Origin of the sequence: Luteimonas sp. WGS1318 (assembly GCF_043187535.1) — a bacterium.
In the GTDB taxonomy this organism is placed as follows: Bacteria; Pseudomonadota; Gammaproteobacteria; order Xanthomonadales; family Xanthomonadaceae; genus Luteimonas.
This window is the reverse complement of sequence record NZ_CP171131.1, coordinates 1,797,220-1,819,448: the sequence shown is the minus strand read 5'-3', so window position 1 is coordinate 1,819,448 and position 22,229 is coordinate 1,797,220. Positions and strand designations below refer to the sequence as shown.

The window sequence follows — 22,229 nt, the reverse complement described above, 5'->3', positions numbered from 1 at the left end:
CCCCGACCTTTCCCGGAGTTCCCATGTCATCCGATTCTCTCGGCCGTGCCGAGGGGCTGTCTGCCCCATCCCGTCGTCGTTTCGTCCAGGGCCTTGCTTTCGGCGGCGCTGCCGCGGCGTTCGGCCTGTGGCCCCGTTCCAGCTGGGCCGTCCAGGCTGAAGGCGTACCCAACGTGCTCTCGGGCACCGACTTCGACCTCACCATCGGCGAGACGCCGATGAACTTCACCGGCGCCACGCGCCCTGCGATCACGGTGAACGGATCGATTCCGGCGCCGCTGCTGCGCTGGCGCGAGGGCACCACCGTCAACCTGCGGGTCCGCAATGCCCTGCCGCCCGGTTCCATCCATGGCGACCAGACATCGATCCACTGGCACGGCATCCTGCTGCCGGCCAACATGGACGGCGTGCCCGGGCTGAGCTTCAACGGCATCCACCGCGGCGAGACCTACCATTACCGCTTCAACGTCGTGCAGGGCGGTACCTACTGGTACCACAGCCACTCCGGCTTCCAGGAGCAGGCCGGCCTGTTCGGGCCGCTGGTGATCGAGCCGCTGGCGCCCGAGCCCTTTGCCTATGAGCGCGACTACGTGGTCTTGCTCAGCGACTGGACCGATCTGGATCCGGCCCGCCTGTTCGCCCGGCTCAAGAAGCGGTCGGATTTCGACAACTTCTCCAAGCAGACGGTCGGCGACTTCTTCGACGACGTGAAGCAGAACGGCCTGGCTGCCACGGTCGAAGACCGCAAAATGTGGGGCCAGATGCGGATGACGCCGACCGACCTTTCGGACGTCAACGGCAACACCTACACCTTCCTGATGAATGGCACGACCTCGCTTGGCAACTGGACCGGACTGTTCCGGACGGGAGAGAAGGTCCGCCTCCGCTTCATCAACGGCTCGGCGATGACGTACTTCGATGTGCGCATTCCGGGCCTGAAGATGACCGTGGTCGCTGCCGATGGACAATACGTCCGTCCGGTCGCGGTCGACGAGTTCCGCATCGCCACCGCTGAAACGTTTGACGTCATCGTCGAACCCACCGGGCAGGATGCGTTCACCATCTTTGCCCAGGACAGTGGGCGTACCGGATACATCAGCGGCACGCTGGCCGTCAGGGAAGGCTTGCGGGCGCCCGTGCCGGACGTCGACCCCAAGCCACTCCTCACCATGGCCGATATGGGCCACGGCGGAATGGGCGGCGGCGGTCACGACATGTCTTCGATGTCGCACGGTGCAATGGCCGGCGGTGCAATGGTCGGAATGGATCACAGCGGCCATGACATGTCGTCGATGGCCGCAGGCACGGCCGCCGGCGGGAGCATGGCCGGAATGGACCACGGTGCCGGCGGGATGCAGGCGCACCCAGCCACTGAAACCGGCAACCCGCTGGTCGACATGCAGACGATGGCCCCTGTGCCGAGACTCGATGATCCGGGCATTGGCTTACGCGACAACGGCCGACGCGTACTGACCTACGGCGATCTGCGCAGCACGTTCCCCGACCCCGACGGGCGCGCGCCCGGCCGCACGGTCGAGCTGCACCTGACCGGTCACATGGAGCGCTTTGCATGGTCGTTCGATGGAGTGAAGTTCGCTGACGCCGAACCCCTGCGTCTGAAGTACGGCGAGCGCATGCGAGTCGTCTTGGTCAACGACACGATGATGTCGCACCCGATCCATCTGCACGGCATGTGGAGCGACCTCGAGGACGAGTCCGGCAACTTCATGGTGCGCAAGCACACCATCGACATGCCGCCTGGTACGAAGCGGGCCTTTCGCGTGCGCGCCGACGCGCTGGGTCGCTGGGCGTTCCATTGCCACCTGCTTTACCACATGGAAGCCGGCATGTTCCGCGAAGTGCGGGTGGAGGAATGAACGCCATGAGCCGTTCCAATCGTCACTCCCTAGCCATCGGCCTGACGTCCGTACTCGTTCTTGCAACTGGTTGCGCCCCGGCGTGGGCGCAGGAGACGGACCACGCCGCACACCATCCGGCAGCCAAGCCGGCTGCGTCACCATCGTCGCCAAGGCCCGCGGATCCGCACGCCGGCCATCTACCGACTTCACCGGACAAGAGTTCCGACGATCACGGGACGATGAACCACGGGAACATGCGGCACGGAGCTGCGAATCCTGCCGACAGCGAACACACCGGGATGGACCACTCCACGATGGATCACTCCGGGATGGATCACTCCGGAATGGATCACTCCGGCATGGATCACTCGGGCATGGATCACGCTTCCATGGGCCATCAACCTGGTGTCAGCGAGGACCTGCCGCCGACGGCCGAGCCGCGCGAGCCAATCCCGGTTGTCACGCCGACAGATCGGGCTGCGGCGTTCCCGGACCTCGACGAGCACCTGATGCATGGTGAATCGATCAATTCCTACTGGGCGCTTGACCGGCTAGAGGCGTGGGACGCGGACGAGGACGGCACCGGCATGGCCTGGGAAGCACAAGGCTGGGTGGGTTCCGACTTGAACCGGCTCTGGCTGCGCAGCGAGGGCGAGCGTGCAGGTGGATCCACCGAGTCGGCGGATGTGGAAGTGCTGTACGGCCGAGCGATCGCCCGATGGTGGGACGCAGTCGCCGGTGTCCGCCATGACTTCGCCTTCGGCGGCGGGCCGTCGCGTACCTATGCCGCGCTCGGTGTGATCGGTCTTGCGCCGTACAAATTCGAAGTCTCCGCGACGGCCTACCTGGGCGAGTCCGGTCAGCTCGGGGTAGGTGCGGAAGCCGAATACGAAATGCTGTTCACCAACCGGCTGATCGGCCAGTGGCTGGTCGAAGGCGAGGCCTGGAGCAAGGACGATCCGGCGGTGGGAATCGGCAGCGGACTGAGCAAGGTCGAAGCCGGTTTCCGCCTGCGCTACGAGTTCCATCGGCAGTTCGCTCCCTATGTCGGCGTGGTCTGGGAGCGCGCCTACGGAGGCACGGCGGACCTTCGTCGCGCGGAGACCGGGGATGTCGACGACACCCGGATCGTGGCCGGCGTTCGAATCTGGTTCTGACCGGAGTACTCATATGCAACCGAAGACACGCAAGCGTCTCTGGCTGATCGGAGTTCCCCTGGTTGTCGCAGTGGGCGCGGCGGGCTTCATCTGGGGCGGCGTGTACAACGTCGCCGCGGATGACATTCACACCAGGCCCGTGTATTTCGTGCTCGAGACTGCCCGCGAGCGTTCCATCCTGGCGCGTGCGGAAAGGTTGGACGTCCCGTCGGGCCTGGACGATCCTGCGCGGATCGTGCAGGGCGCGGGCAACTACGCAGCGATGTGCGCAGGTTGCCACCTGGCTCCATCGATGGCCCAAACCGAGATGAGCCAGGGCCTGTATCCGGCCCCGCCCGACCTCAGCAAGCACGAGGTCGATGCAGCCAAAGCGTTCTGGGTGATCAAGCACGGGATCAAGGCCAGCGGCATGCCCGCCTGGGGCAAGAACATGGAGGACGAGTACATCTGGAACATGGCCGCGTTCCTGCAGGTGCTGCCCACGCTCGACGCGGCTGCATACACGGAACTGGTCGACAGCAGCGAAGGCCACGCGCATGGCGGCGGCGAGACACACGACGACGACCATGACGAGGCGGCGACGGAGGATCACCCTGCCCAGCCCACAGCCGGGAGCGACGCGATGCCGCACGCGCAGTCGCCGGGTATGGACGATGACCACGGAAAGCGTGTTACCGACACAGAAGTCCGCGCGGTAGAGCATCGCCATGCCGATGGCAAAGTGCAGTCTCCACCTTCACCCCATATGACCGAGGCCGAAGACGGCCCTGCGCACACTCACTGAAAACCTGGAGTTGAACAATGAATGCAACAGCAATTTCGTCTGGCCTCGCGCTGATGCTGGCAATGGTGTCGCCCGCAATGGCGCAGACGGCACAGTCGCATGCACATCACCCCGCCGCTGCGGCAGCGGCGGACGTAGACGTGCCGGCCGCCGCGAAGGCCGCCGTCGACGTGGCGGAGCGCTTCAACGCCGCCCTCTCCAGCGGCGACCTGGCCACGGTCGGATCCCTGCTCGCTCCCGACGTCCTCATCCTCGAGTCCGGGGGTGCCGAGCGCAGCCGCGAGGAATATCTGGGTCATCACGCAGTCAGCGATGCGGCATTCCTCAAGGGCGCCCATCGCCAGCTGCTCCGTCAGCGTGCACGCACCGCTGGTGAGTTCGCATGGGTCGGAACCGAAAGCGAGCTGCACGCCCAGAAAGACGGTAAGCCACTGACCGTCCAGAGCACCGAGACCATGGTGCTGAAGCAGACCACCGACGGTTGGCGGATCGCCCACATCCACTGGTCTTCGCGGACCAAGCGCTGAGCGGAGAACCAGAAATGAAAACCTGCAGATTGAACCGACTGGCGTGGGCGGCTTTTGCGGTCGCCGGCCTGGGTGCCTGCACCCAAGCGGCTACACCTGCGCAATCCACCATCGCGCCCACTGCACAGGTCGTCCCGGAAACAGCCGACGCGACTCCAGCCGCCCTGCCACGCATGACCGTCCACAAGACCCCGACCTGCGGGTGCTGCGGTAGCTGGATCGACCACGTGAAGAAGGCGGGGTTCACCGTGGATGTGCATGACATGGATGACCTGGGTCCGGTCAAGGAGCGCCTGGGTGTCCCCTATGCAAAGGGCTCCTGCCACACGGCCGAGGTCGACGGATACGTCATCGAAGGCCATGTCCCGGCCGAGGACATCAAGCGCCTCCTCGAAGAAAAGCCGGACGCACGCGGCCTGGTCCTGCCCGGAATGCCGCTCGGTTCGCCGGGCATGGAGGTCCCGGAAGGACGCCAGCAGCCGTATACGGTCGAGCTGGTCCATCACGACGGAACCACCGAATCCTTCGCACAGCATTGATCCGCAAGAGCAAGAGGGGGCGGTGTTGCGGGCGCGCCGATTCTCGTCCGCGATGAAGCAGGAGATCCACATGACTCACCATTCCGAAGACCACCGGTCCCAGGCCATGAACACGTGCATCGACAACTGCACGCAATGCCATGCGATTTGCCTGGAGACCATCAACTACTGCCTGGTCCAGGGCGGCGCCCACGCAGCACCGGAGCACATCGCCCTGCTGGCGACGTGTGCCGATATCTGTGCCACCAGCGCCGACGCGATGCTGCGCGGTACGAGCGTTCATAACGTCATTTGCGGTGCCTGCGCGGAGATCTGCCGCCAGTGCGCGGATGCATGCGATGCCATGAACGACCCCGAGATGACGCGTTGCGCTGAAGCGTGTCGTCGATGCGCGGAAAGCTGCAGCGCCATGGCAGCTTGATGCATCGAGGGTCCCGCCCGCGATGGCGGGATCCTCACCTCCGATTTCACAAGGCACGGCGCCCACGAACGGGGCTTTGCATCAATCCACAAAGAGGTCCATATGAAGTCTTCAAACGTCTTTCGCTCTTTCGCGCTCGTACTCGCAATCGCGGCAGGGCAGTTTTCGCTGCAGATCGCGCACGCCCACGCGGCGTTGCAGCAGTCCACACCGGCAGCAAATGCGGTGGTGGCCTCCCCAGGCCAGATCGATCTCGTGTTCAACGAGACGCTGATTCCGCGCGCGTCTCGTCTCAACCTGCTCATGAAGCACGGCAGTTCCACCATGCCGATCGGGAATCTCACGACCGAGATCGTCAACGACGGCAAGACCCTGCGTGCCACGTTGCCTCGTCCATTGGATCCGGGCGTTTATACCGTCGAGTACCGCGCTGTTGGAGGCGACAACCACCCGATGCCCGGCAGCTTCGACTTCACGGTGCGTTGAGGGTTCGCAATGCTCGACCTGTCGGCTTATGCACTGAGATTCCTTGAATACCTGGTTCTCATGGTGCTCTTCGGAATTCCACTGCTCGGTTGGTATGCTGCGCGGCGGCCAGCACTCGTCGACGCCCTGGCCGGTTGGCCGCTCCTGGACGTTCTGTTGGCGGGTGCCGCCTTTGGTCTCGTGCTCACTGGAGCCGATGTGGTGTTAAAGACCGCCGGCATCATGGGAATGCCGGTCAGCGAGGTTGATCGCGAATCGCTTGGTTGGTATCTGCTCGAGACGTCCGCAGGCCGCGCAGCCATGGCGAGAGGCGCACTGCTCCTCGCCATGGTGTCTGGGCTCGGCTGGCATCGTCGCCGCGGAAAGGTGACGTCCATCTTTCCACTGGCCGCAGTGCTGGCAGGCGGCGCCCTCGCGTCGCTGGCATGGAACGGCCACGCCGCCGCTGGCGAGGGCGTGGCCGGCGCAGTCCGGCTTGCTGCGGGCTTGGTCCATCTTCTCGCTGCAGGCGGCTGGATCGCGGCGGTGCTGATGTTCCTGGGAATGCTCCTGCGCGGCAAGAACGCCACGGGCAACGGGCGTCTGCGATCAACCCATGATTTCCTGCATGGATTTTCGACGCTGGGAACGATCTTCGTTGCTGCGCTCATCGTGTCCGGCATCGCGCATTACGGTGATCTCACCGGGTGGTCATTGTCGACGCTGGTCCAGAGCACCTATGGAAAGCTGCTGCTCTTCAAGCTTGCCTTGTTCGGTGGAATGCTCGGTTTGGGAGCGCTGCACCGTTGGACGCTGGTGCCGCGCCTTGACCGGGCGCTGGCCAGCGGAAATCCCGCACAGGAGGTGCGCGCTTTGCGGCAGAGCGTTGCAGCTGAGGCTGCGCTGGCCATCCTGATCCTCACCGTTGTTTCAGTGCTCGGCACGCTCAGCCCACTTAACCATACCTTTCAATGAGACTCGCTGGCAGGCCTGACTGATAGCCCCTGTACGCGTCCGATGCACCCGATAACAAGGTCCTGACCGCACACGTTGCCGTAACTGTCGCGGTGCAAGCTTTTCAGGATGGTGGATGTCGGGGTTGGACTTGATCCTTCAATGCTAGGAGAAGCGAAATGGCACACGTTGTTCAAGGGACCGATCACAAGCACGCCGATGGCAAGGGTCGTCCGTATCTGTTGTTCTGGATCAACATGGCGCTCGGTCTCGCCGTGATGTACATCGTCATGTTCTCGATGATCGATGGTGTCCGCGACTTCCGAAACAACCTGAACATGTTCTACATGGCAGTGACCATGTGGGCTCCGATGGGGATCTTCATGCTCGCCACCATGCCTGGCATGTTCCCCAGGAAGCGCTTGAACAGGGCCCTTCACGCGATCTTTGTCGCATTGACGATCGGCTCGTTCGGCGCAACGCGCGCGCAGGCGCTTGTAGATGACCGCCAGTTCATCGACTCGATGATCCCCCATCACTCCGGTGCGATCCTCATGTGCCGGGAAGCCAGACTGAGTGACGCCGAATTGCTCGCGCTGTGTGACGACATCACCAAAGCGCAGCGCTCCGAGATCGACCAGATGGAGAGCATCAGATCCCGTCTTGAGTAGGTGTGTAAACCAAGACGTTGTTCAGTTGTGTCTGAAGGCGACTGATGGGTGGCTTGTGTCCCAGCCTGGCGTGGCCTTCGCAGTCCGTTCCAATTTGAAGAGCATCAGGCATGAACCCACCGTCTTCCCATCACCATTCCCACCCTGATGGCGCGACCAACGCTGCTGAGACAATGGCCGAGCACGTTACCGACCCGATCTGCGGCATGCAGGTGGATCCCGCGACCACGCCGCATCACGCGGACCACGAGGGCGTCGCGTTCCACTTCTGCTCGGAGCGATGCCGCGCGAAATTCGTGGCCGATCCCGAACGCTATCTGTCACCCCGGGACGAGCCCGAGGTGGCACAGCCCGGCGCCATCTATACCTGCCCGATGCACCCGGAAGTCCGACAACAGGGCCTAGGCAACTGTCCTTTTTGTGGCATGGCGCTGGAGCCGGAAATGCCCAGCCTGGAAGACGATGACAATCCCGAACTGCGCGACTTCTCGCGGCGGTTCTGGTGGACGCTCCCGCTAACGGTGGTGACGCTGGTGCTGGCCATGTTCGGCCAGTACCTCCCGCGTGTCTCGTTGGGCGGCGCCCAGGTCCTGCCGCTCTCGATCGATGTGCAGACATGGGTCGAGCTGGTCCTGACCATCCCGGTCGTGCTGTGGGCCGGCTGGCCGTTCTTCCAACGCTGCGTGCAGTCGATCCGAAACCTGCACCCGAACATGTTCACGCTGATCGGGATCGGCGTCGCGGCGGCCTTTGGCTACAGCCTGGTTGCCACCCTCGCACCCGGACTGTTCCCGGCCTCGTTTACCGAGCATGGCCGGGTCGGCGTGTACTACGAGGCGGCTGCGGTGATCGTGTCGCTGACGTTGCTGGGGCAGATGCTGGAGCTGCGGGCACGTTCGAAAACATCCGCAGCAATCAAGGGTCTGCTGGGCCTGGCGCCCAAGGAAGCCCGGCGTCTCAATGCCGACGGCACCGAGGAGGACATCCCGCTGACCCACGTGCATGTGGGCGATCATCTGCGCGTACGTCCGGGCGAGAAGGTGCCGGTGGATGGCGAAGTGGTGGAAGGCCGCTCCAGCGTCGACGAGTCGATGCTCACTGGCGAACCGATCCCGGTCGAGAAGACCGCAGGCGACCAGGTCATCGGCGCGACCCAGAACGGCACCGGCGCGCTGGTGATCCGCGCCGGCAAGGTGGGCTCCGACACCGTGCTGTCGCAGATCGTGCAGCTGGTCGCGCAGGCGCAGCGCTCGCGCGCGCCCATGCAGCGAATGGCTGACACCGTCGCGTACTGGTTCGTGCTCGCGGTACTGGCGATCGCGGTGGCGACGTTCTTCATCTGGGGCAACTTCGGTCCGGAACCGTCCTGGACCTACGCCATTCTGAACGCGGTTTCGGTGCTGATCATCGCCTGCCCCTGCGCGCTGGGCCTGGCCACACCGATGTCGATCATGGTCGCGACGGGCAAGGCGGCGCAGGTCGGTGTGCTGTTCCGCGACGCCGAGGCCATCGAGCACATGCGCCGCATTGACACCCTGATCGTCGACAAGACCGGCACGCTCACCGAAGGACGTCCCGCTTTCCGTGAGGTCGTGGCCTTCAAGGGCTTCGATGCCGACCAGGTGCTGCACCTTGCGGCCAGCCTGGATCAGGGCAGCGAGCATCCGCTAGCCGATGCGATCGTCGCCGAGGCCCGGCGCCGGAACTTCGAGTTCGACCGCGTGGAGGGCTTCGACTCGGTGACCGGCATGGGCGTGCGTGGAGCCGTGGCCGGCCACGAGCTGGCGCTGGGCAACACCGCGCTCATGGAGGATCTGGGTGCCAACCCCAGCGTGCATGTCGAGGTGGCCGAGCGGATGCGCCGCGAGGGCGCGAGCGCCATGTTTCTGGCCGTCGACGGGCGCCTGGCGGGCCTGGTCGCGGTCGCGGACCCGATCAAGGACTCGGCCGCCGCCGCCATCAACGAGCTACATGCCGCCGGGCTGCGCATCATCATGGCCACCGGCGACGGGCTCACCACTGCCCAGGCCGTGGCCACCGAGCTGGGCTTGGACGAAGTACACGGCGAGGTCCGGCCCGAGGACAAGGCCGAGCTGGTGCAGCGCCTCAAGCGCGAAGGCCGGCGGGTCGCGATGGCGGGCGACGGCATCAACGACGCGCCGGCGCTGGCCGCCGCCGACGTCGGCATCGCCATGGGCACGGGCACCGACGTCGCGATGTCGAGCGCGCAGATCACCCTGGTCAAGGGTGACCTGCGCGGCATCCTGCGCGCCCGCAAGATCTCCCAAGCCACCGTGGCCAACATGAAGCAGAACCTGACCTTCGCGTTTGTCTACAACGCGCTGGGCGTTCCGGTCGCGGCAGGAGTGCTCTACCCCGCGTTCGGGATCCTGCTGAGCCCGATGGTCGCGGCGCTTGCGATGAGCCTGAGCTCGGTATCGGTGGTGGCCAATGCCCTTCGCCTGGCGAAGTCCGCGTCGGTCCCGGCGGGACCGACGACGGCCGCGTACAGCTCGAACTCTGGATAAAGGAACTGCTCCCGCGGGGCGCTGTCCACGATGGCCAGACTCGCAGGCGTGCGGCCGGACTGCTGCCGGGCATCGTCGAGCCAGGCGGCGACAGCCGCGTTGCGGGCCTTCGCCGCCGTGGTCCAGCTGCTCCACGCAGCCGGCGCGCAGGAGCGCACGGCATCGAGCATCACTGCATTGAGGAGCAGCCCGCCGGGATTGATGTTGACCTCGATCAACCGCGGGCCGTCGACGGTCAAGTGAAAGTCCTAACCCAGGACGCCGCCCGTCGAGCCCGGATCATGGGTTGCGATGTCGAGAGCCCATTACAGGATGTAATGGCGATATCGCGGGTTTCCTGCAAACTACGAAGACCGCCCGCCGCTGCGACACGCCCCATGGCGTCCAACGCAGCCCGGTCAACAAACGGGCATAGGGTGAAAAGAGGTGCGCGTGCACGGCGGGATCAGTCGCGAACTCCGGAAAGGCACCCCCGGATCGACTCGTGCAGACGGAGGATGTCGATCACTTCGCATGCACACCGCTGGTTGAGCGGCGCGCTTTCCAGGGTGGCACAGTCGATCTCGCAGCCTGTCTGTCCAACTATTACCGGAGTCCGCGGTTCAACCACAACAGGGATTGTTCTGTTGGATCGGTGGACATGGCACTGTTCCGAACGAGCAGAACACACAGCAGTCGCCTTGATGCGGACGCAAAACCGCTCCACAGCCCGTGCACTCATAGAAGAATTGACACGCTGTGATGGGCATTGTCTCGGTCGCCCGATGGCCGCACTCCGGGCAGGTCAAGATGCTTTCCAGCTTGATGTCACTCACCGCCAGTCCGCACCTTGGCCGGGAAGCCTGCCTCCGTGACTGCACGCGCGATTCCGGCTGCATCCGTCTGACTCGATTCGAACGTCACCGTGACTGTTTCAGCCCGGGTGTCCACCTTCACATCGGCCACGCCCGGCACCTTCTCCAGCGCCTTCCTGATGGTGATGCCGCAGGCGGGACAGGTCATGTTCTCAGCATCGAGCATTACTACGGTTGCGGGCGTCGCAAGAGCGGCACCGACCGACAGAGCAGCCACCAGGGCCAGTATCCACTTGTGCATCGTGCCTCCTACAAAATCCAGATGATGTAATAGGGAAACAGCAGCAACAGGACGATGAGGCCTGTCGCCAACCAGAGCCAACGTCGCCTGCGTCGCAGAGCGTCCGGGGCGATGCAACTGCCATCCACACCGCACCGTGCCGCCGGTCGATACAGCATCCAAAACGCCACGGCCAAGAACAGTAGGGCGGCGGCGCTGAACCAGGGCCTCAAGGGATCGAGAGCTGTCAGGGTGCTGATCCAGGCGCCACTGATGCCCAGCAGTACCAGCACCAGCGGCACGACGCAGCAGACCGATGCGCCAATGGCGGCGATGCTCGCGCCAACGATGGCTGGAACAGACGATTTGGTCGGGGTTGTTTGCATCAGAGCATACTAGCCTCTGTACCTAGGTACGGAGTCAAGCCGTGCGTCCGAACACGTTTACGATCAGCCGGCTGGCAGCGGCTGCCGATGTGCACGTCGAAACCGTGCGCTACTACCAGCGACGTAGGCTGCTGCGTCAACCCGAGCGACCCATAGGAGGCGTGCGTCGTTACGACGAAAACGATGTCAATCGGCTTCAGTTCATCCGGCGCGCTCAGATGATGGGATTCAGCCTCGACGAGATCGCTGGCCTGCTAGAGATCACAGGCGAACGTTCTTGCGAGCAGACCCGTCAGCTGACCGAGCGAAAGCTCGTCGATGTCCGTCTACGAATCCGCGAGCTGCGACAGCTGGAGAGGGATCTCGAACAGAAAATAGCGCGGTGCGCCCAAGTGCCGGCGGGAGAGTGCTGCCCAACCCTCGATTTTCTGGAGCGGCCAAGAAAGCCAGCTGCGACAGGCAGTTAGCTCACTTTCGGCCCGTTTTTATACGAATCCCTGCCGACCCTCAATTAAGCTCTTTTCAGCTTTTGGGGGAGGGGGACGCCGGGAGCTCGTGAATCATGTTCGCAGCGGGCCACCCGTGCAGCCTTTTAAGGCTTCGCGATTCCTCCGAGAGCGAAGCTCTTCGGAATGGGAGGAATAGCCTGCCTATCCGGGAAAGGAGGCGCTGAGCTTGCCCAATGAGTTGACCATCCCCTGGACGATGGCAATCTCAAAATCTTCACCGTCTCCGTCGTGAGTGCCTTTGTTCAAGTAGCGCCACGGTAGTTGCAATAGCTCGGTGAAAGCTTCTTGCCGCTGAGCCCATGCCTCCCCAGGGAGGCGCGCTTGTTCGATACCAGTGGCGACGGCCTTAGACAAGCCATCCACCAGATTCCTGAGTTCAGGCTCGCCAGTGGGGCCGCGTAGAAGAAGATTGAGCTGGCCTAGGTCAGCGTCCCGATTGGTCAAAGACTTCCACGTTTTGGCCGTGAGGTTCTCCAATGCTTGTCGGCTTGATGCCAGAGCCTGGCGCTCGTCGTTATTTTCCAAGCGTTCGATAGCTCGTCGCAAATAGTGCCGATCTGTGCCCCCAAACACACGGGGTTGATGATCACCGTCATGATGCTTGAGTATGTAAAGCGCTGAGGCGCCTTGGCCCAACCTCTGTTGGACTTGATTGATGAACTCGTTGCCATGACAGGTAATGACCATCTGCTTCTCACGCAGACGCGCATCGCCGAAAAGCGTGTCGCGGATGCCTTCGCGGTGGTCGTGATCGATAGCATTCACCGCGTCATCGAAGACCAGCAGCGGCAAGTTCAGCTTGATGTTCTTGGCCAACAAGATAGCCAGGCCCAAGCAGCGCAGATGTCCTTCACTCAAGACAGCCAAGGCATCGTGGCTCTTTGCAGGTGTGCCAGCGAAAGAGACCATGATTCGCTCGCCGCCGCGTTGTGGAAGCGTCAGGTCTGCCAGGATGTCATTCGCGTGGTCTTGAGGGTTGAAGCTGTTGTAAAGCTCCTTGGTGGTATCGCTCAAGTCCGCAAGCAATCCAGCAGGCAACCCATCGCGATACGCCCTTAAGGCAGTTAGGTAGTGCTCATAGCTCACCTGGATACGCACCTCGAGCTCGAGGGCCGTGGCCTCTGCTCCCACTTCCGCAATCAGTTCAGCGTTGGCCTCGGCGAACCCGTCAATCTTGGCTTGCTCTTCCACCACGTGGGCATCATGAAGCCGCCTGCGGGTGCGCAGTTCCTCAACCTGCTCTCTCACTTCTTCTAGCTGCTCAACTTCCGCTTGAAGGAGCGCTCTTTGGTTCTGCCGGTGACGGATACCCGCATCACGATCTTCCAGTGCCCGGATGTGTCGCAACACTGCCCGCCAGATGGCTGGCGTCATCAGTACAGTGGTCCAGACAGGCACCTCTTCTTCCTGCTCAATCCATTGCACCAGGTCCGCCATATCGTCACCGGTAAATGGCCTGAATCTATGGGCAGTTTTCAGTTGGTCGCGAAGCCACTTTGAGACTTGCGTGCACTTTTCAGCAAGGTCTCGCTGCTCTTGTTGGAGTTGAGCCAAGTCGCGCAACAGCTCAATGCCAGTTGCTGCCTTCTCAAAGGGGTTGCGGGTGACATTGTCCAGCGGTGTTTCGCACGCGGGGCATGCGGCGTGCTCACCTTGGAGGGCGTGCACTGCTCGATAGAGCTCGAGGAAGGACACCTGCTCCGCTCTGCCCGCCAAGTTGGCTGCACTCTGGGTGCGGTTTTTTAGATGCGACCGCAGAGACTTTCTGAGCATGGCCACGCCACTGGCGTCAGCTTCAGACAATGCGAGCAACTGTTCTTGTAATGCAGCATGGATTTGCTGCAAGCGCCCATCTTTCCCATGGAGTCCCAACCGCTCTAGAAGTAGAGCCCACGTCAATCCAGCCTCGAAACCATGCGCCAGCGCTTCTTGCTCCTCGTTGAACACCTGAAGCGCGGCACCGTTCCCCTTGATCTTCAGCCTTGCCGTCTCCAACGCTGCATTTTTGAGAGCCAGCTCGCCGGCCTTGGGCGTCGCCAGACGAAGCCTGCTGTCGAGGTCACCAGTGAAGTTCCCCACAAAGCTGTTGAAGCCGTCCAAGCCGAACAGCGCAGCAATGAGCGCGCTCGCCTGTGCGGGTGGCCGTGCGGCTAGGCGTGCGAAGCCTTCAATGCGGTTCTTTTCGATGATGGTGAAGCGCAGTGGCTCGGGATTGGGTTCCACGAGCACGCCATCGTCGGCGCCGGCAGACCACAGCCGCGGCGCGACGTGCTCACCAGCATGAAAGTTGTTGAAGTAGCCGTCCAAGTCCTCAATGCGCTTGGCGGTGGCCTCCTCGACATAGCCCAGCAGGGCGAACTCGATGGCTTCGCACAAGCTGCTTTTGCCACTGCCATTGGGCCCCAGGAACAACACAATGTTCTTGGACAAGTCGAACTGCTCTTCCCGTCGGAAGCCCCGGAAGGGGCCAACCGAGAGCTTCTTCAGTCGCGTCCAAGGAAGCGGCGCTGCCGCCCCGTTTGCAGGGGTCTCCTCGATGACATCCGTGGTGCCTGCGAGATCTCGCCGAAGGATTGGCGTGAGCGTGGTTGCACGCTGCCCGCCGTTGTTAACGGTGGGAATGATGGTGTCCAGGTTCGCATGCACAATCTTGGCAATGCGCCTGGCGTCTTCACTTGCTTGAGCGTCTCGCAGCCACTGCAAGAAACGTCCATATTCCTCATGCACAGCTGCCATCGACCAATGCCCCTTAGCGAATCCAAACACAAGCATGCGCTACGAGGGACCCGCCCAAGTCGCACCCCTGATACTAGCCCTTGACCAAACGCAAGTTAGCCCTTCCCGCAGCGGGCTCAGCCATTCTCGGCGCTCCACCCTTCAATGCATTGAGCATCAGCCCAAACGTAAGCTCGTTAATCTCGTCAGAAAAGATCGCTAGCTGTTGGGCAACGTCCGCTTTCGACAAGCCTTCTTCGCGAAGTGCACCGAATACCTTTTCAAGCACTAATGACTTCTCGTGCGGCACGCCTTCAGGCTCCGACTTGCGGTAGCCCGCTTGCGCCAGCTGGATGCAAAGCGTGCGGTAGGTCCAGTCAGTTGTCAGGCCAAGGGCATGCATCCGGTAGTTCAGCGCTGCCACGGAGACTGCCCAGTGCTTCTTGTGCCGGATGAGACTCGATAGCGTCGGGGCACGCGGCGCCATGGCAAGCACGCTCGCCCGCGGCATGAGGAAAGCGGACGCGAAGGCATTTGCCTCGCGCTCCAGGTCGGGACCATGGGGTTGGGCATGTTGGTGCAGCACCAGGTGGCCCAGCTCATGAGCGGCATCAAACCGGCAGTGTTCGGCTGACTTGAACGTATTGAGGAACACGTAGGGCCGGCCGCCACTCCACATCGAAAAGGCATCCACTTCCTTGGCATCGATTGCCAGGGAATAGACCCGGATGCCCTTGGATTCCAGCAGGGCAATCATGTTCTTGACCGGCAACTCGCCGATGCCCCAGTGAGCGCGCAGCATTTCTGCCGCCGTCTCCGGGGTCTGGGAAGAAGACGATGTCGGATAGGCTTCTGGCTCTTGAGCGTGCTCGTGCACGCTAACGGGGCGACTGTCCCCGCCCTCGCGCCCCAAATCCGGAACGTCCGGGTCTGGCAGGTCGAACCGCGCCTCAATCCATTCGTTCAACAGCAGGGCAACAGCGCCCGCACCAAGCGCAGTGTCGCGCTGGCTGGCTGTCATCTTCGAAAGCGAACGGAAGCTCGCCACATCAGGGTGAGGAACTTCCGGGTCCACACCAAAGAAAAAGGCTTCGGGGAACCGAAGCGCTTCTGAAAGTTTTCTAAGCGTATTGGCCTCTGGTTCTTGGGAGCCCGTCTCGTAGTTGGAGACGGATTTTTCTGTTACCCCAATTTTTTCGGCCAACTCACGCTTCTTCATCCCTCGCCGTTTGCGGGCGAGGGTAAGCCGTAGAGCATTGAACATAGCAGCCTCGTCACGCTTTGCGGCGGATCTCAATGTCGATGTCAGGACCACCCGGCTGGAGGATTTCCACCAGGTCATCGTCAAACGAAATGCTACCGAGCACGATGCGTTCCGACCACGACGTGATCTTGCCGTCATTACCGATTTCAGCCGGCAATGACAGTTCAAAGCGGATCTCACCCTTGGACGTATCCGTGTGGTGCATCAATATCCACGTCTGGTTGCCCTCGGCGTCGTCCTTGATTTCTTGCATGAACTCTTCGAAGAGCACCATCTGACGATTCGCCTCGATGGCCTCAACGGTGTTGCGGCCCTTCTTCGAACGGTTCGACGGATGGGCATACGGGTTGCCCGTCCCCTCGTCGCCCGAGGCCACCGCGATAGCCAGGTTCAACGACTCGTTCACGGTCACCGGGAAGCTGCCGACATCCTGCCGGATCCAGTCCAAAGGCCTCAGCTGGTCCCTCAGGGCGGCAACAACCTCGCCCCACATGACCAAACCCGGGAAGTTGCGGGGGTGGTTCAAGGTCAACCGGGTGCGCTGCAGGTGCCCCTGATAGATGGCTTCGCGGAGCGCCACCTCGGTGACCCCCAACTGTTCCAGGCGGCTGACGATTTCTTCGGGAGCGTCGTAAAGGATGTTCTGGAGCATCGGGGGCCTGCCTCGGGGGACTTCCGATAATCCTACCTCATTTGAGGAAGGAAAACAAGAAGTTTGCGCTGCACGCTGACCAGCACCCTGCCATGCTCCGCCAGCATCTCACGCGTCCTCGGCGCCAAATTGGCCCAATTCAGGCCAGCACGGCATCGCCAGCAACCTCACAAACCTATGATATTCAACGTCTTTCCAGCTGGAGCCCAGCCAATCTCAGCCACAAGAAGTGCTTGTGCGCGCATCGCCTCCCTCTCGACTGAGCCAACCGTTCTTGCCTCGGTTGGCCACCGGTAGACTGGACCCCTAGTGCCACAGGGGGTTGCATGGGGATCGTCGCTGAGTTCGCTCGTTACAAGGCCAAGCTGGCCAACCACTTCTGGGCCGTTTCTGCGCTAACGGATACCGAGCTGGTCGCCAGCCTGTGGGAGCACCGCATCAAGGTCGTGGGCGGCCAATGGGTCTACCAGGACCACTTGTCCCGGTGGACGGGCAACGGCACCAAGCTCATGGGCGAGCACTTGGCCCAGGCCGTGGCCGAAGGCCGGCCCGTGCGCATCGTCAAGGCCACCACCGACAACGTGCCCCTCATCGAGGGCGGTGGGGACGGCTCCAAGGCCAACAACACCTTCAAGGCGCGGCCTGAGTGGGTGGGCAAGATGACAGCGTTCGATGGGGACAACTTCACCATCGTTTTCGACAAGGTAAGCCCATGAATGTGGAGCCTCACACAACGCTGAAACTTCTCAAGGCGTTCTCCCGAATCGAGTTTGCCCTCAAGCAAATCCCGGAGTTCGTCAATGGCGCCGTCGGCGAGACGCCGGACACGCAATGGTCAGCGTTCTACGTCCATGTGCGCCGGCACATCCAGAATCAACTGTCACAGGAAAACAAGGACCTTCTGTTGGGCACCGGCTCCAATGACCCGCCCCCGATGAAAATGCAGGTCAGCGCACAGCGCCGTATCGAGTTCGTGGATGCCCCATTGGGTGACGGGCCTGAGGGCGATCGTTTGATGGATGCTGCTCGCCGGGTGCGCAACAACCTCGTGCATGGCGGCAAGGAGCATCCTCGGCAACAGCGATACCCAGGCCATGACGATAAGCTGGCACGCGCCGCCATCGATGTCATGTTTTTGGCCATGGCATCGCATCCCGAAGTGTTTCAGCTCGCCTTTTACGACTGATGGCGGCGCTCGACCTTTCCCAACCTGCTACGTGGGCTGGCGAGCTGCGCGAGGTCCTCAATGAGTTGCGCCCGCTGTTCCGCTCGTGGGAGTTGAAGCTACCAGACCGCGCCGCGCCCGCGTTCGATGCAGCTATTCGCACGCTTGGCGAAGCTCTCATGCCGCATGCCCTACGTGGTTACCACTTCACCCGATTGACCGAAGAAGAAGCGGTGCACATTCGCGAAAACGGGCTGGAGGTGCTCAGCATCGGGTTGCTGGAAAGACGCATTGCGGCCCAAGTCACGCGAGGCAAGCTTGCCGAAGAGCACGCGCAACGTTTGCTTGCGAACAACCAGGTGCGCGATAGCAACCGGTCCGGCAAGGCGTGGTTCTGCTTTTACCCAGCGCACGAAGTCCGAGAGTATGGCGTTCGCTACCTGCTCGAACTCTGGGGCGGTGAAGCACTCTACAACTTCAACGCCGAAGACCCGGAGCTCGGCCCTGTTCTTAAATCCATGGGAAGCCCTGCACTGGTTGAAGCGGTAGTGCCCGTGGCGTTCCTTTCCACGACGAATGGCCTGGCATTAGCCGTAGCACGGCTTGACCTGATTCACCAAGGCATCGGGTCAAGTGAGTACCCGGACAAGTTTGAGGACTACTCCATACAAACCTTGGAAGCCTCCATGGTGCGTCGCGTCGTGCTCCATCCTGGCAGCGAGTTCCTTGAGCTCACCCAGTGCCAGCAATGGTATGAGCCGTTGACCTAGGACCAAGGCGAATCATCAGACGCAACCCTTGGCCGCCATCGAAGTCGTGCCAGTGCCGGCAACGATAGGGTGATCGAGCACCCGGAAGTCGATGCGGAGGTGGATCTTGACTACGGCCAGACCGCGTTCCCGGACCGTCTCGTGGGCCGTTGCCATGACGCGCCGATGGAGCACGTCTTCTCTTTCGATCCGGTACGCCTTGTCGGATAGCCTCTGCTGGATGCGCAAGATATTTACCGGGGTTCAAGACTTTAGGCCCAGCCTACCATTGATAAATCAATCTAATCCCTCCGCTATCTTTCGATGCTGATTTACTGCGGCAGCGTCAATTCGACTCTTTCTTGCTCCAATGCCTTGTTTGGCAACTCCTGTAGATTCAACCACCCCGCTTGAATTGCCGACGACCTCATCGCATTTCCCACTGTTTCCGATACATGTTTGCCTTGCCCGTGTATCGTTAGATCCATCAGCCATGGTTGAAGGAAACTATCAGCCGGCAGCGCAACTTCTTTCAGTCGCGCTGCGATCCGGAATCCTCCAAGGTCGATATCTCCCCAGTGATAGAAAACTGTCGACGCAGGAAGATCTCGGGTCAAACGACGAAACCCTGCCACCCATGCGGGCGATGGCATACCCCCGGTGAATACCACGACTCCATCATCCCGCCCCTTCAGCGCCTCTGCAGCCAAGTGGAACGTCGTCAGGTTTTCGATCGTCAGCACCCATGCTGGCTTCGCTATCAACCCTCGCACGCTCTGTGGTGCCACGCCCACATATGGCCGCACGATCGTGCAGTCAGGACCTTCCTGCATCGTTATGGCACCAACGCCGGCGACCATCAGCGGGAGTGGCTGCTTGACCAGACCGAGCGTCCTGAGCACTTCCCACTTGCCGCGCGAGCGGCTCGATAGCCCCTCACCGGACAAGACATCAAGCTGTGGAAGGAGTTGCTCGATCCGCTTGGTATCCGAGAACAGATGTCCGCTGAGGACACGAAGGACCTGATCCTCCCCGGGCCTGGCCGCCAGTGCATCGAGCACTTTCAAGGCATCCTGCCAGGAGTGCCAAGAGTCCGGCCCCAAAGAGCGAACGCGCCGAAGCGCCGCCCAAGCTTCCAGGACCTCACCCAGTCGTGGGTACCTATCCAGCCACGGCGCCAACTCAACGCTGGCAACTTGCAGTTGATCCAGATTGGTGGCCACCCCGAGGAGACTTGCCAGCGCATCCACGTCACGCACGCGCACCCATTCCAAGGGGCGATCATCACCACCTTGGTCACCCCACCCAGCATCAACCGCGCCACGCTTGACGGCGTCCTGAATCTGACCGTGACCCCGCATGCGCTCTTCGAAGTCTTCCCTCCAGTAGACGGAGTTCGTCGGCTTCACGTTCGTCTTCTGTGCGGCTGTGGTGGATCTGGTCACCCGCTTGCGCTCACCGCGTTGCAACTGCTCCCGCAGGACCGTCTCGACCCAAAGGCACAGAGGCGCCGCGCCGGTACAGGTCAATCCGCCCAGCGCTGGTGCTGCCGTCACCGTGGAGAAAGGTGATCGGCCGCTCGAACATGTAGTCCTGCTCCGCCGTGGGATGCGGGACGTCGACCTCGAGCAGGCGGCAGAGGTCAATCAGGAAGCTCTGGGAGGTGGAGAGCTCCGAGGCCGCGACACCTTGCCAGCGGGCGATGAAGGCTTCAGCCGCAGCCTGGGCTTGGGATCCTGCTTCCGTACTTGCGGCGTCTGGCACGTGGGCCCCCTGCCCTGCGCATCCTGGCGGTCAATACAGGATACGACACCATGCCTGTTGCGGGTCTCTCGCCCTTGGGCGGCACTCTTCCGCCCTCCAGATCGGCCCAGGTGCCCTAGCCCACCGACCGCTTTCGGCCAGAAGCGGACGTTCTGGCTGACCCGAACTGCCGCTTCGAATCCACTCTTTCAGAAGGTCGGCAGGGATTCGTGTAAAAAACGGCCAAAGGTGAGCTAACTGCCTGTCATAGCTGACTTTCTTGGCCGCTCCAGCCACGCGTCAGAACGGAGCATTTCTTCTTCGAGGACCGGACAACGGGCCGTAACTCGTTATTTCACCTCGTCCCGGTAACTCCGCCAAGCCATGCGGAGTACCCGAGCGGAGGACCGCAGAAACATCAGCAACAGTCCACCGGCGATGACCAGATCGGGCCAGCCGGCATCGAACAGCCACACGCCGGCGGCTGCCAGCAGCACCGCAACACCCTCGTACAGGTCATTGCGCGAGCACTCCCAGGCCGATGACATGTTCACGTCGCCAAAGCGGTACGGGGTAAGCAGCCACAGGCACAAGGCGTTGAACGCAAGATTGATCACGGCGGCGATGCCGATGGCCTCGAAGATCGGCACCTCCGGGTGGGCCAGGCGCCAGCCGATCTGGATGGCGACCGCAACCGCGGCACCGAGGATCAGCAATCCCTTGAACAACGCCACCCTGGCCTTGGCGCGCAGGCTCGCGCCGATCACTGCCAGGCTCAGCAGATAGGTCAACGCATCACCGAGGTTGTCGAGGCTGCCCGACAGCAACGAGGACGAGCCGCTGTAGATCGCTGCGGTGATCATCATCACGAAGCTGGCGATGTTGATTGCCAGCACGATCATCAACACGCGCCGCTGCCCCGCCTCCAGGGCGCGGATATCCACCGTGCTTCCGCAGCCGCACGAATCACTCATGATCATGTCTCCGAGTCGAGCGGGCGTCCGAGGATTTGCGGCCCGCTTCCAGGTCGGCGATCCTAAACCCCGGAGTCGCTACAGAGTCAAGCCCATGAAGATCGGAGAGGTCGCGGAGCGCAGCGGGTGCCATCCCGAAACCGTGCGCTACTACGAGCGCATCGGGTTGTTGCCTGCCCCGCCGCGCACGGCGGGCGGGTATCGCGACTACCGTCCCGCCGACGCGGATCGGCTGCGCTTCATCAGCCGCGGACGCGAACTGGGCTTCTCGCTGGAGGAGATCCGCAGCCTGCTGGGCCTGGCCGAAGACGACGGGTTGTCCTGCCAGGATGTCGACCGTCTTGCCCGCGGGCACCTGCTGGACATCCGGAACCGGCTAAACGACCTTCAGCGGATGGCCTCGGAGCTCGAACGGGTGATTGGCAGTTGCAGCGGCGGCGAGCGCGGCCAGTGCGCCATCCTCGACACGCTGCGCCACCCGCCATCCTAGGTCGGCACTCAAGCGTCCTCTTCGCCACGGGCATCCTGCAGGATCTCGATGCCCCCTTTCAGGGCGATCGCCGCCACTGCGAGCCCCACGACGAGGTCGGGCCAGGCCCGCCCGGTCCACAGCACCAGTCCGCCACCCACGAGCACGCCTGCGTTGGCGATGAAATCGTTGGTGCTGAAGGTCGTCGCGGCACGCACGTTCACATTGGCCTGCCGGATTTTCTTGAGCAGCCACACGCATGTCGCGTTTACCAGGCCGGCCCCCAGCGCCATCACCATCATCGTCGTACCAATGGGCTCGGCGTCACCCAGGAACCGACGGCCCACGTCGACCAGGATCCCAGCGGCGAACAGGATCAGCAGCCAGCCGGACACTTTGGCCGCCGACCGTTTCCAGGCTTGTGAGCGACTGAGTGCGAGCAGGGTGATGATGTAGACGGCGCTGTCGGACGCATTGTCCAGTCCATTTGCGATCAGAGCGCTTGAGCCGGCGGCGACGCCCGTGACCCCGAACCCCGCGGCAAGCGCGAGGTTCAGGGCGAGGACGATCAACAGGATCCGGCGCTGGTGCGCGTCGTGTATCTCGATCTTCTCTTCACTCAAC

General features: G+C 62.4%; 27 protein-coding genes. 16 read left to right on the top strand and 11 right to left on the bottom strand.

Annotated elements, in window-relative coordinates:
• The first annotated feature begins 23 nt into the window (after positions 1-23).
• From ACF3M1_RS08415 to ACF3M1_RS08365, 11 genes are all read left to right on the top strand, one after another.
• Complete coding sequence (locus tag ACF3M1_RS08415; RefSeq protein WP_394005103.1) at positions 24-1,877, top strand: copper resistance system multicopper oxidase; 1,854 nt, start codon at positions 24-26, stop codon at positions 1,875-1,877.
• A gap of 5 nt (positions 1,878-1,882) precedes the next feature.
• On the top strand, positions 1,883-3,016 hold the full coding sequence (locus ACF3M1_RS08410; protein WP_394005102.1) for a copper resistance protein B: 1,134 nt from the start codon (positions 1,883-1,885) through the stop codon (positions 3,014-3,016).
• Between the two features lie 13 nt (positions 3,017-3,029).
• Positions 3,030-3,800, top strand: a complete 771-nt coding sequence (locus ACF3M1_RS08405) for a c-type cytochrome (protein ID WP_394005101.1) — start codon at positions 3,030-3,032, stop codon at positions 3,798-3,800.
• Positions 3,801-3,817: 17 nt separating this feature from the next.
• Positions 3,818-4,327, top strand: coding sequence for a DUF4440 domain-containing protein (locus ACF3M1_RS08400; RefSeq protein WP_353688664.1), 510 nt, complete (start codon positions 3,818-3,820; stop codon positions 4,325-4,327).
• Positions 4,328-4,341: 14 nt separating this feature from the next.
• Positions 4,342-4,866, top strand: coding sequence for a DUF411 domain-containing protein (locus tag ACF3M1_RS08395; protein ID WP_394005100.1), 525 nt, complete (start codon positions 4,342-4,344; stop codon positions 4,864-4,866).
• A 52-nt stretch (positions 4,867-4,918) separates the two neighbouring features.
• Complete coding sequence (locus ACF3M1_RS08390) at positions 4,919-5,287, top strand: four-helix bundle copper-binding protein (protein ID WP_394005099.1); 369 nt, start codon at positions 4,919-4,921, stop codon at positions 5,285-5,287.
• Positions 5,288-5,389: 102 nt separating this feature from the next.
• Complete coding sequence (gene copC, locus ACF3M1_RS08385) at positions 5,390-5,773, top strand: copper homeostasis periplasmic binding protein CopC (protein ID WP_394005098.1); 384 nt, start codon at positions 5,390-5,392, stop codon at positions 5,771-5,773.
• Positions 5,774-5,782: 9 nt separating this feature from the next.
• On the top strand, positions 5,783-6,727 hold the full coding sequence (copD, locus tag ACF3M1_RS08380; protein ID WP_394005097.1) for a copper homeostasis membrane protein CopD: 945 nt from the start codon (positions 5,783-5,785) through the stop codon (positions 6,725-6,727).
• 158 nt (positions 6,728-6,885) lie between these two features.
• A complete protein-coding gene (locus ACF3M1_RS08375) occupies positions 6,886-7,377 on the top strand; it encodes a DUF305 domain-containing protein (RefSeq protein ID WP_394005096.1) in 492 nt (163 codons plus the stop codon).
• Positions 7,378-7,550: 173 nt separating this feature from the next.
• Entirely contained in the window at positions 7,551-9,905 is a 2,355-nt protein-coding gene (locus ACF3M1_RS08370; protein ID WP_394005095.1) for a heavy metal translocating P-type ATPase, read from the top strand.
• 30 nt (positions 9,906-9,935) lie between these two features.
• On the top strand, positions 9,936-10,148 hold the full coding sequence (locus ACF3M1_RS08365; RefSeq protein WP_043766647.1) for a hypothetical protein: 213 nt from the start codon (positions 9,936-9,938) through the stop codon (positions 10,146-10,148).
• Positions 10,149-10,507: 359 nt separating this feature from the next.
• On the opposite strand, the gene ACF3M1_RS08360 is transcribed toward ACF3M1_RS08365, so the two are convergent.
• The 3 genes from ACF3M1_RS08360 to ACF3M1_RS08350 are packed head-to-tail and all read right to left on the bottom strand — an operon-like array spanning position 10,508 to position 11,365.
• Positions 10,508-10,720: a GDCCVxC domain-containing (seleno)protein gene (locus ACF3M1_RS08360; protein ID WP_084191407.1), complete on the bottom strand. Its 213-nt coding sequence runs from the start codon at positions 10,718-10,720 to the stop codon at positions 10,508-10,510.
• On the bottom strand, positions 10,713-11,000 hold the full coding sequence (locus ACF3M1_RS08355) for a heavy-metal-associated domain-containing protein (protein ID WP_017355169.1): 288 nt from the start codon (positions 10,998-11,000) through the stop codon (positions 10,713-10,715). The genes ACF3M1_RS08360 and ACF3M1_RS08355 overlap by 8 nt, the downstream gene beginning before the upstream one ends.
• An 8-nt stretch (positions 11,001-11,008) precedes the next feature.
• Complete coding sequence (locus ACF3M1_RS08350; RefSeq protein WP_043766639.1) at positions 11,009-11,365, bottom strand: mercuric transporter MerT family protein; 357 nt, start codon at positions 11,363-11,365, stop codon at positions 11,009-11,011.
• A gap of 41 nt (positions 11,366-11,406) precedes the next feature.
• Between ACF3M1_RS08350 and ACF3M1_RS08345 the strand changes: the two genes are divergently transcribed.
• Positions 11,407-11,832, top strand: coding sequence for a MerR family transcriptional regulator (locus tag ACF3M1_RS08345; RefSeq protein WP_043766636.1), 426 nt, complete (start codon positions 11,407-11,409; stop codon positions 11,830-11,832).
• 183 nt (positions 11,833-12,015) lie between these two features.
• Here the strand turns inward: ACF3M1_RS08345 and ACF3M1_RS08340 are convergent, their stop codons facing one another.
• The 3 genes from ACF3M1_RS08340 to ACF3M1_RS08330 form a co-directional block, all read right to left on the bottom strand.
• Complete coding sequence (locus ACF3M1_RS08340) at positions 12,016-14,610, bottom strand: AAA family ATPase (protein ID WP_394005094.1); 2,595 nt, start codon at positions 14,608-14,610, stop codon at positions 12,016-12,018.
• 73 nt (positions 14,611-14,683) lie between these two features.
• Positions 14,684-15,931: a helix-turn-helix domain-containing protein gene (locus ACF3M1_RS08335; protein WP_394005093.1), complete on the bottom strand. Its 1,248-nt coding sequence runs from the start codon at positions 15,929-15,931 to the stop codon at positions 14,684-14,686.
• Complete coding sequence (locus tag ACF3M1_RS08330) at positions 15,864-16,505, bottom strand: hypothetical protein (protein ID WP_394005092.1); 642 nt, start codon at positions 16,503-16,505, stop codon at positions 15,864-15,866. Before ACF3M1_RS08330 ends, ACF3M1_RS08335 begins: the two co-directional genes overlap by 68 nt.
• 326 nt (positions 16,506-16,831) lie before the next feature.
• Between ACF3M1_RS08330 and ACF3M1_RS08325 the strand changes: the two genes are divergently transcribed.
• The 3 genes from ACF3M1_RS08325 to ACF3M1_RS08315 are packed head-to-tail and all read left to right on the top strand — an operon-like array spanning position 16,832 to position 18,440.
• On the top strand, positions 16,832-17,221 hold the full coding sequence (locus ACF3M1_RS08325; protein ID WP_394005091.1) for a hypothetical protein: 390 nt from the start codon (positions 16,832-16,834) through the stop codon (positions 17,219-17,221).
• Positions 17,218-17,691, top strand: coding sequence for a hypothetical protein (locus tag ACF3M1_RS08320; RefSeq protein WP_394005090.1), 474 nt, complete (start codon positions 17,218-17,220; stop codon positions 17,689-17,691). The genes ACF3M1_RS08325 and ACF3M1_RS08320 overlap by 4 nt, the downstream gene beginning before the upstream one ends.
• Positions 17,691-18,440: a hypothetical protein gene (locus ACF3M1_RS08315; RefSeq protein ID WP_394005089.1), complete on the top strand. Its 750-nt coding sequence runs from the start codon at positions 17,691-17,693 to the stop codon at positions 18,438-18,440. The genes ACF3M1_RS08320 and ACF3M1_RS08315 overlap by 1 nt, the downstream gene beginning before the upstream one ends.
• A 15-nt stretch (positions 18,441-18,455) precedes the next feature.
• Here the strand turns inward: ACF3M1_RS08315 and ACF3M1_RS08310 are convergent, their stop codons facing one another.
• The 4 genes from ACF3M1_RS08310 to ACF3M1_RS08295 form a co-directional block, all read right to left on the bottom strand.
• Positions 18,456-18,668, bottom strand: coding sequence for a hypothetical protein (locus tag ACF3M1_RS08310; RefSeq protein ID WP_394005088.1), 213 nt, complete (start codon positions 18,666-18,668; stop codon positions 18,456-18,458).
• Between the two features lie 83 nt (positions 18,669-18,751).
• Positions 18,752-19,864 carry a Wadjet anti-phage system protein JetD domain-containing protein gene (locus tag ACF3M1_RS08305; RefSeq protein ID WP_164972148.1) on the bottom strand — a complete coding sequence of 371 codons (1,113 nt, stop codon included), beginning with the start codon at positions 19,862-19,864 and terminating at the stop codon, positions 18,752-18,754.
• Between the two features lie 10 nt (positions 19,865-19,874).
• Positions 19,875-20,183, bottom strand: coding sequence for a type IIL restriction-modification enzyme MmeI (locus tag ACF3M1_RS08300; protein WP_206733290.1), 309 nt, complete (start codon positions 20,181-20,183; stop codon positions 19,875-19,877).
• 329 nt (positions 20,184-20,512) lie between these two features.
• Positions 20,513-21,136, bottom strand: a complete 624-nt coding sequence (locus ACF3M1_RS08295) for a cation transporter (RefSeq protein WP_095209458.1) — start codon at positions 21,134-21,136, stop codon at positions 20,513-20,515.
• Between the two features lie 94 nt (positions 21,137-21,230).
• Here ACF3M1_RS08295 and ACF3M1_RS08290 point away from each other — a divergent pair, with 94 nt between their 5' ends.
• A complete protein-coding gene (locus tag ACF3M1_RS08290; RefSeq protein WP_095208871.1) occupies positions 21,231-21,626 on the top strand; it encodes a helix-turn-helix domain-containing protein in 396 nt (131 codons plus the stop codon).
• Between the two features lie 8 nt (positions 21,627-21,634).
• On the opposite strand, the gene ACF3M1_RS08285 is transcribed toward ACF3M1_RS08290, so the two are convergent.
• Positions 21,635-22,228, bottom strand: coding sequence for a cation transporter (locus ACF3M1_RS08285; protein WP_095208872.1), 594 nt, complete (start codon positions 22,226-22,228; stop codon positions 21,635-21,637).
• Position 22,229: the final 1 nt, after the last annotated feature.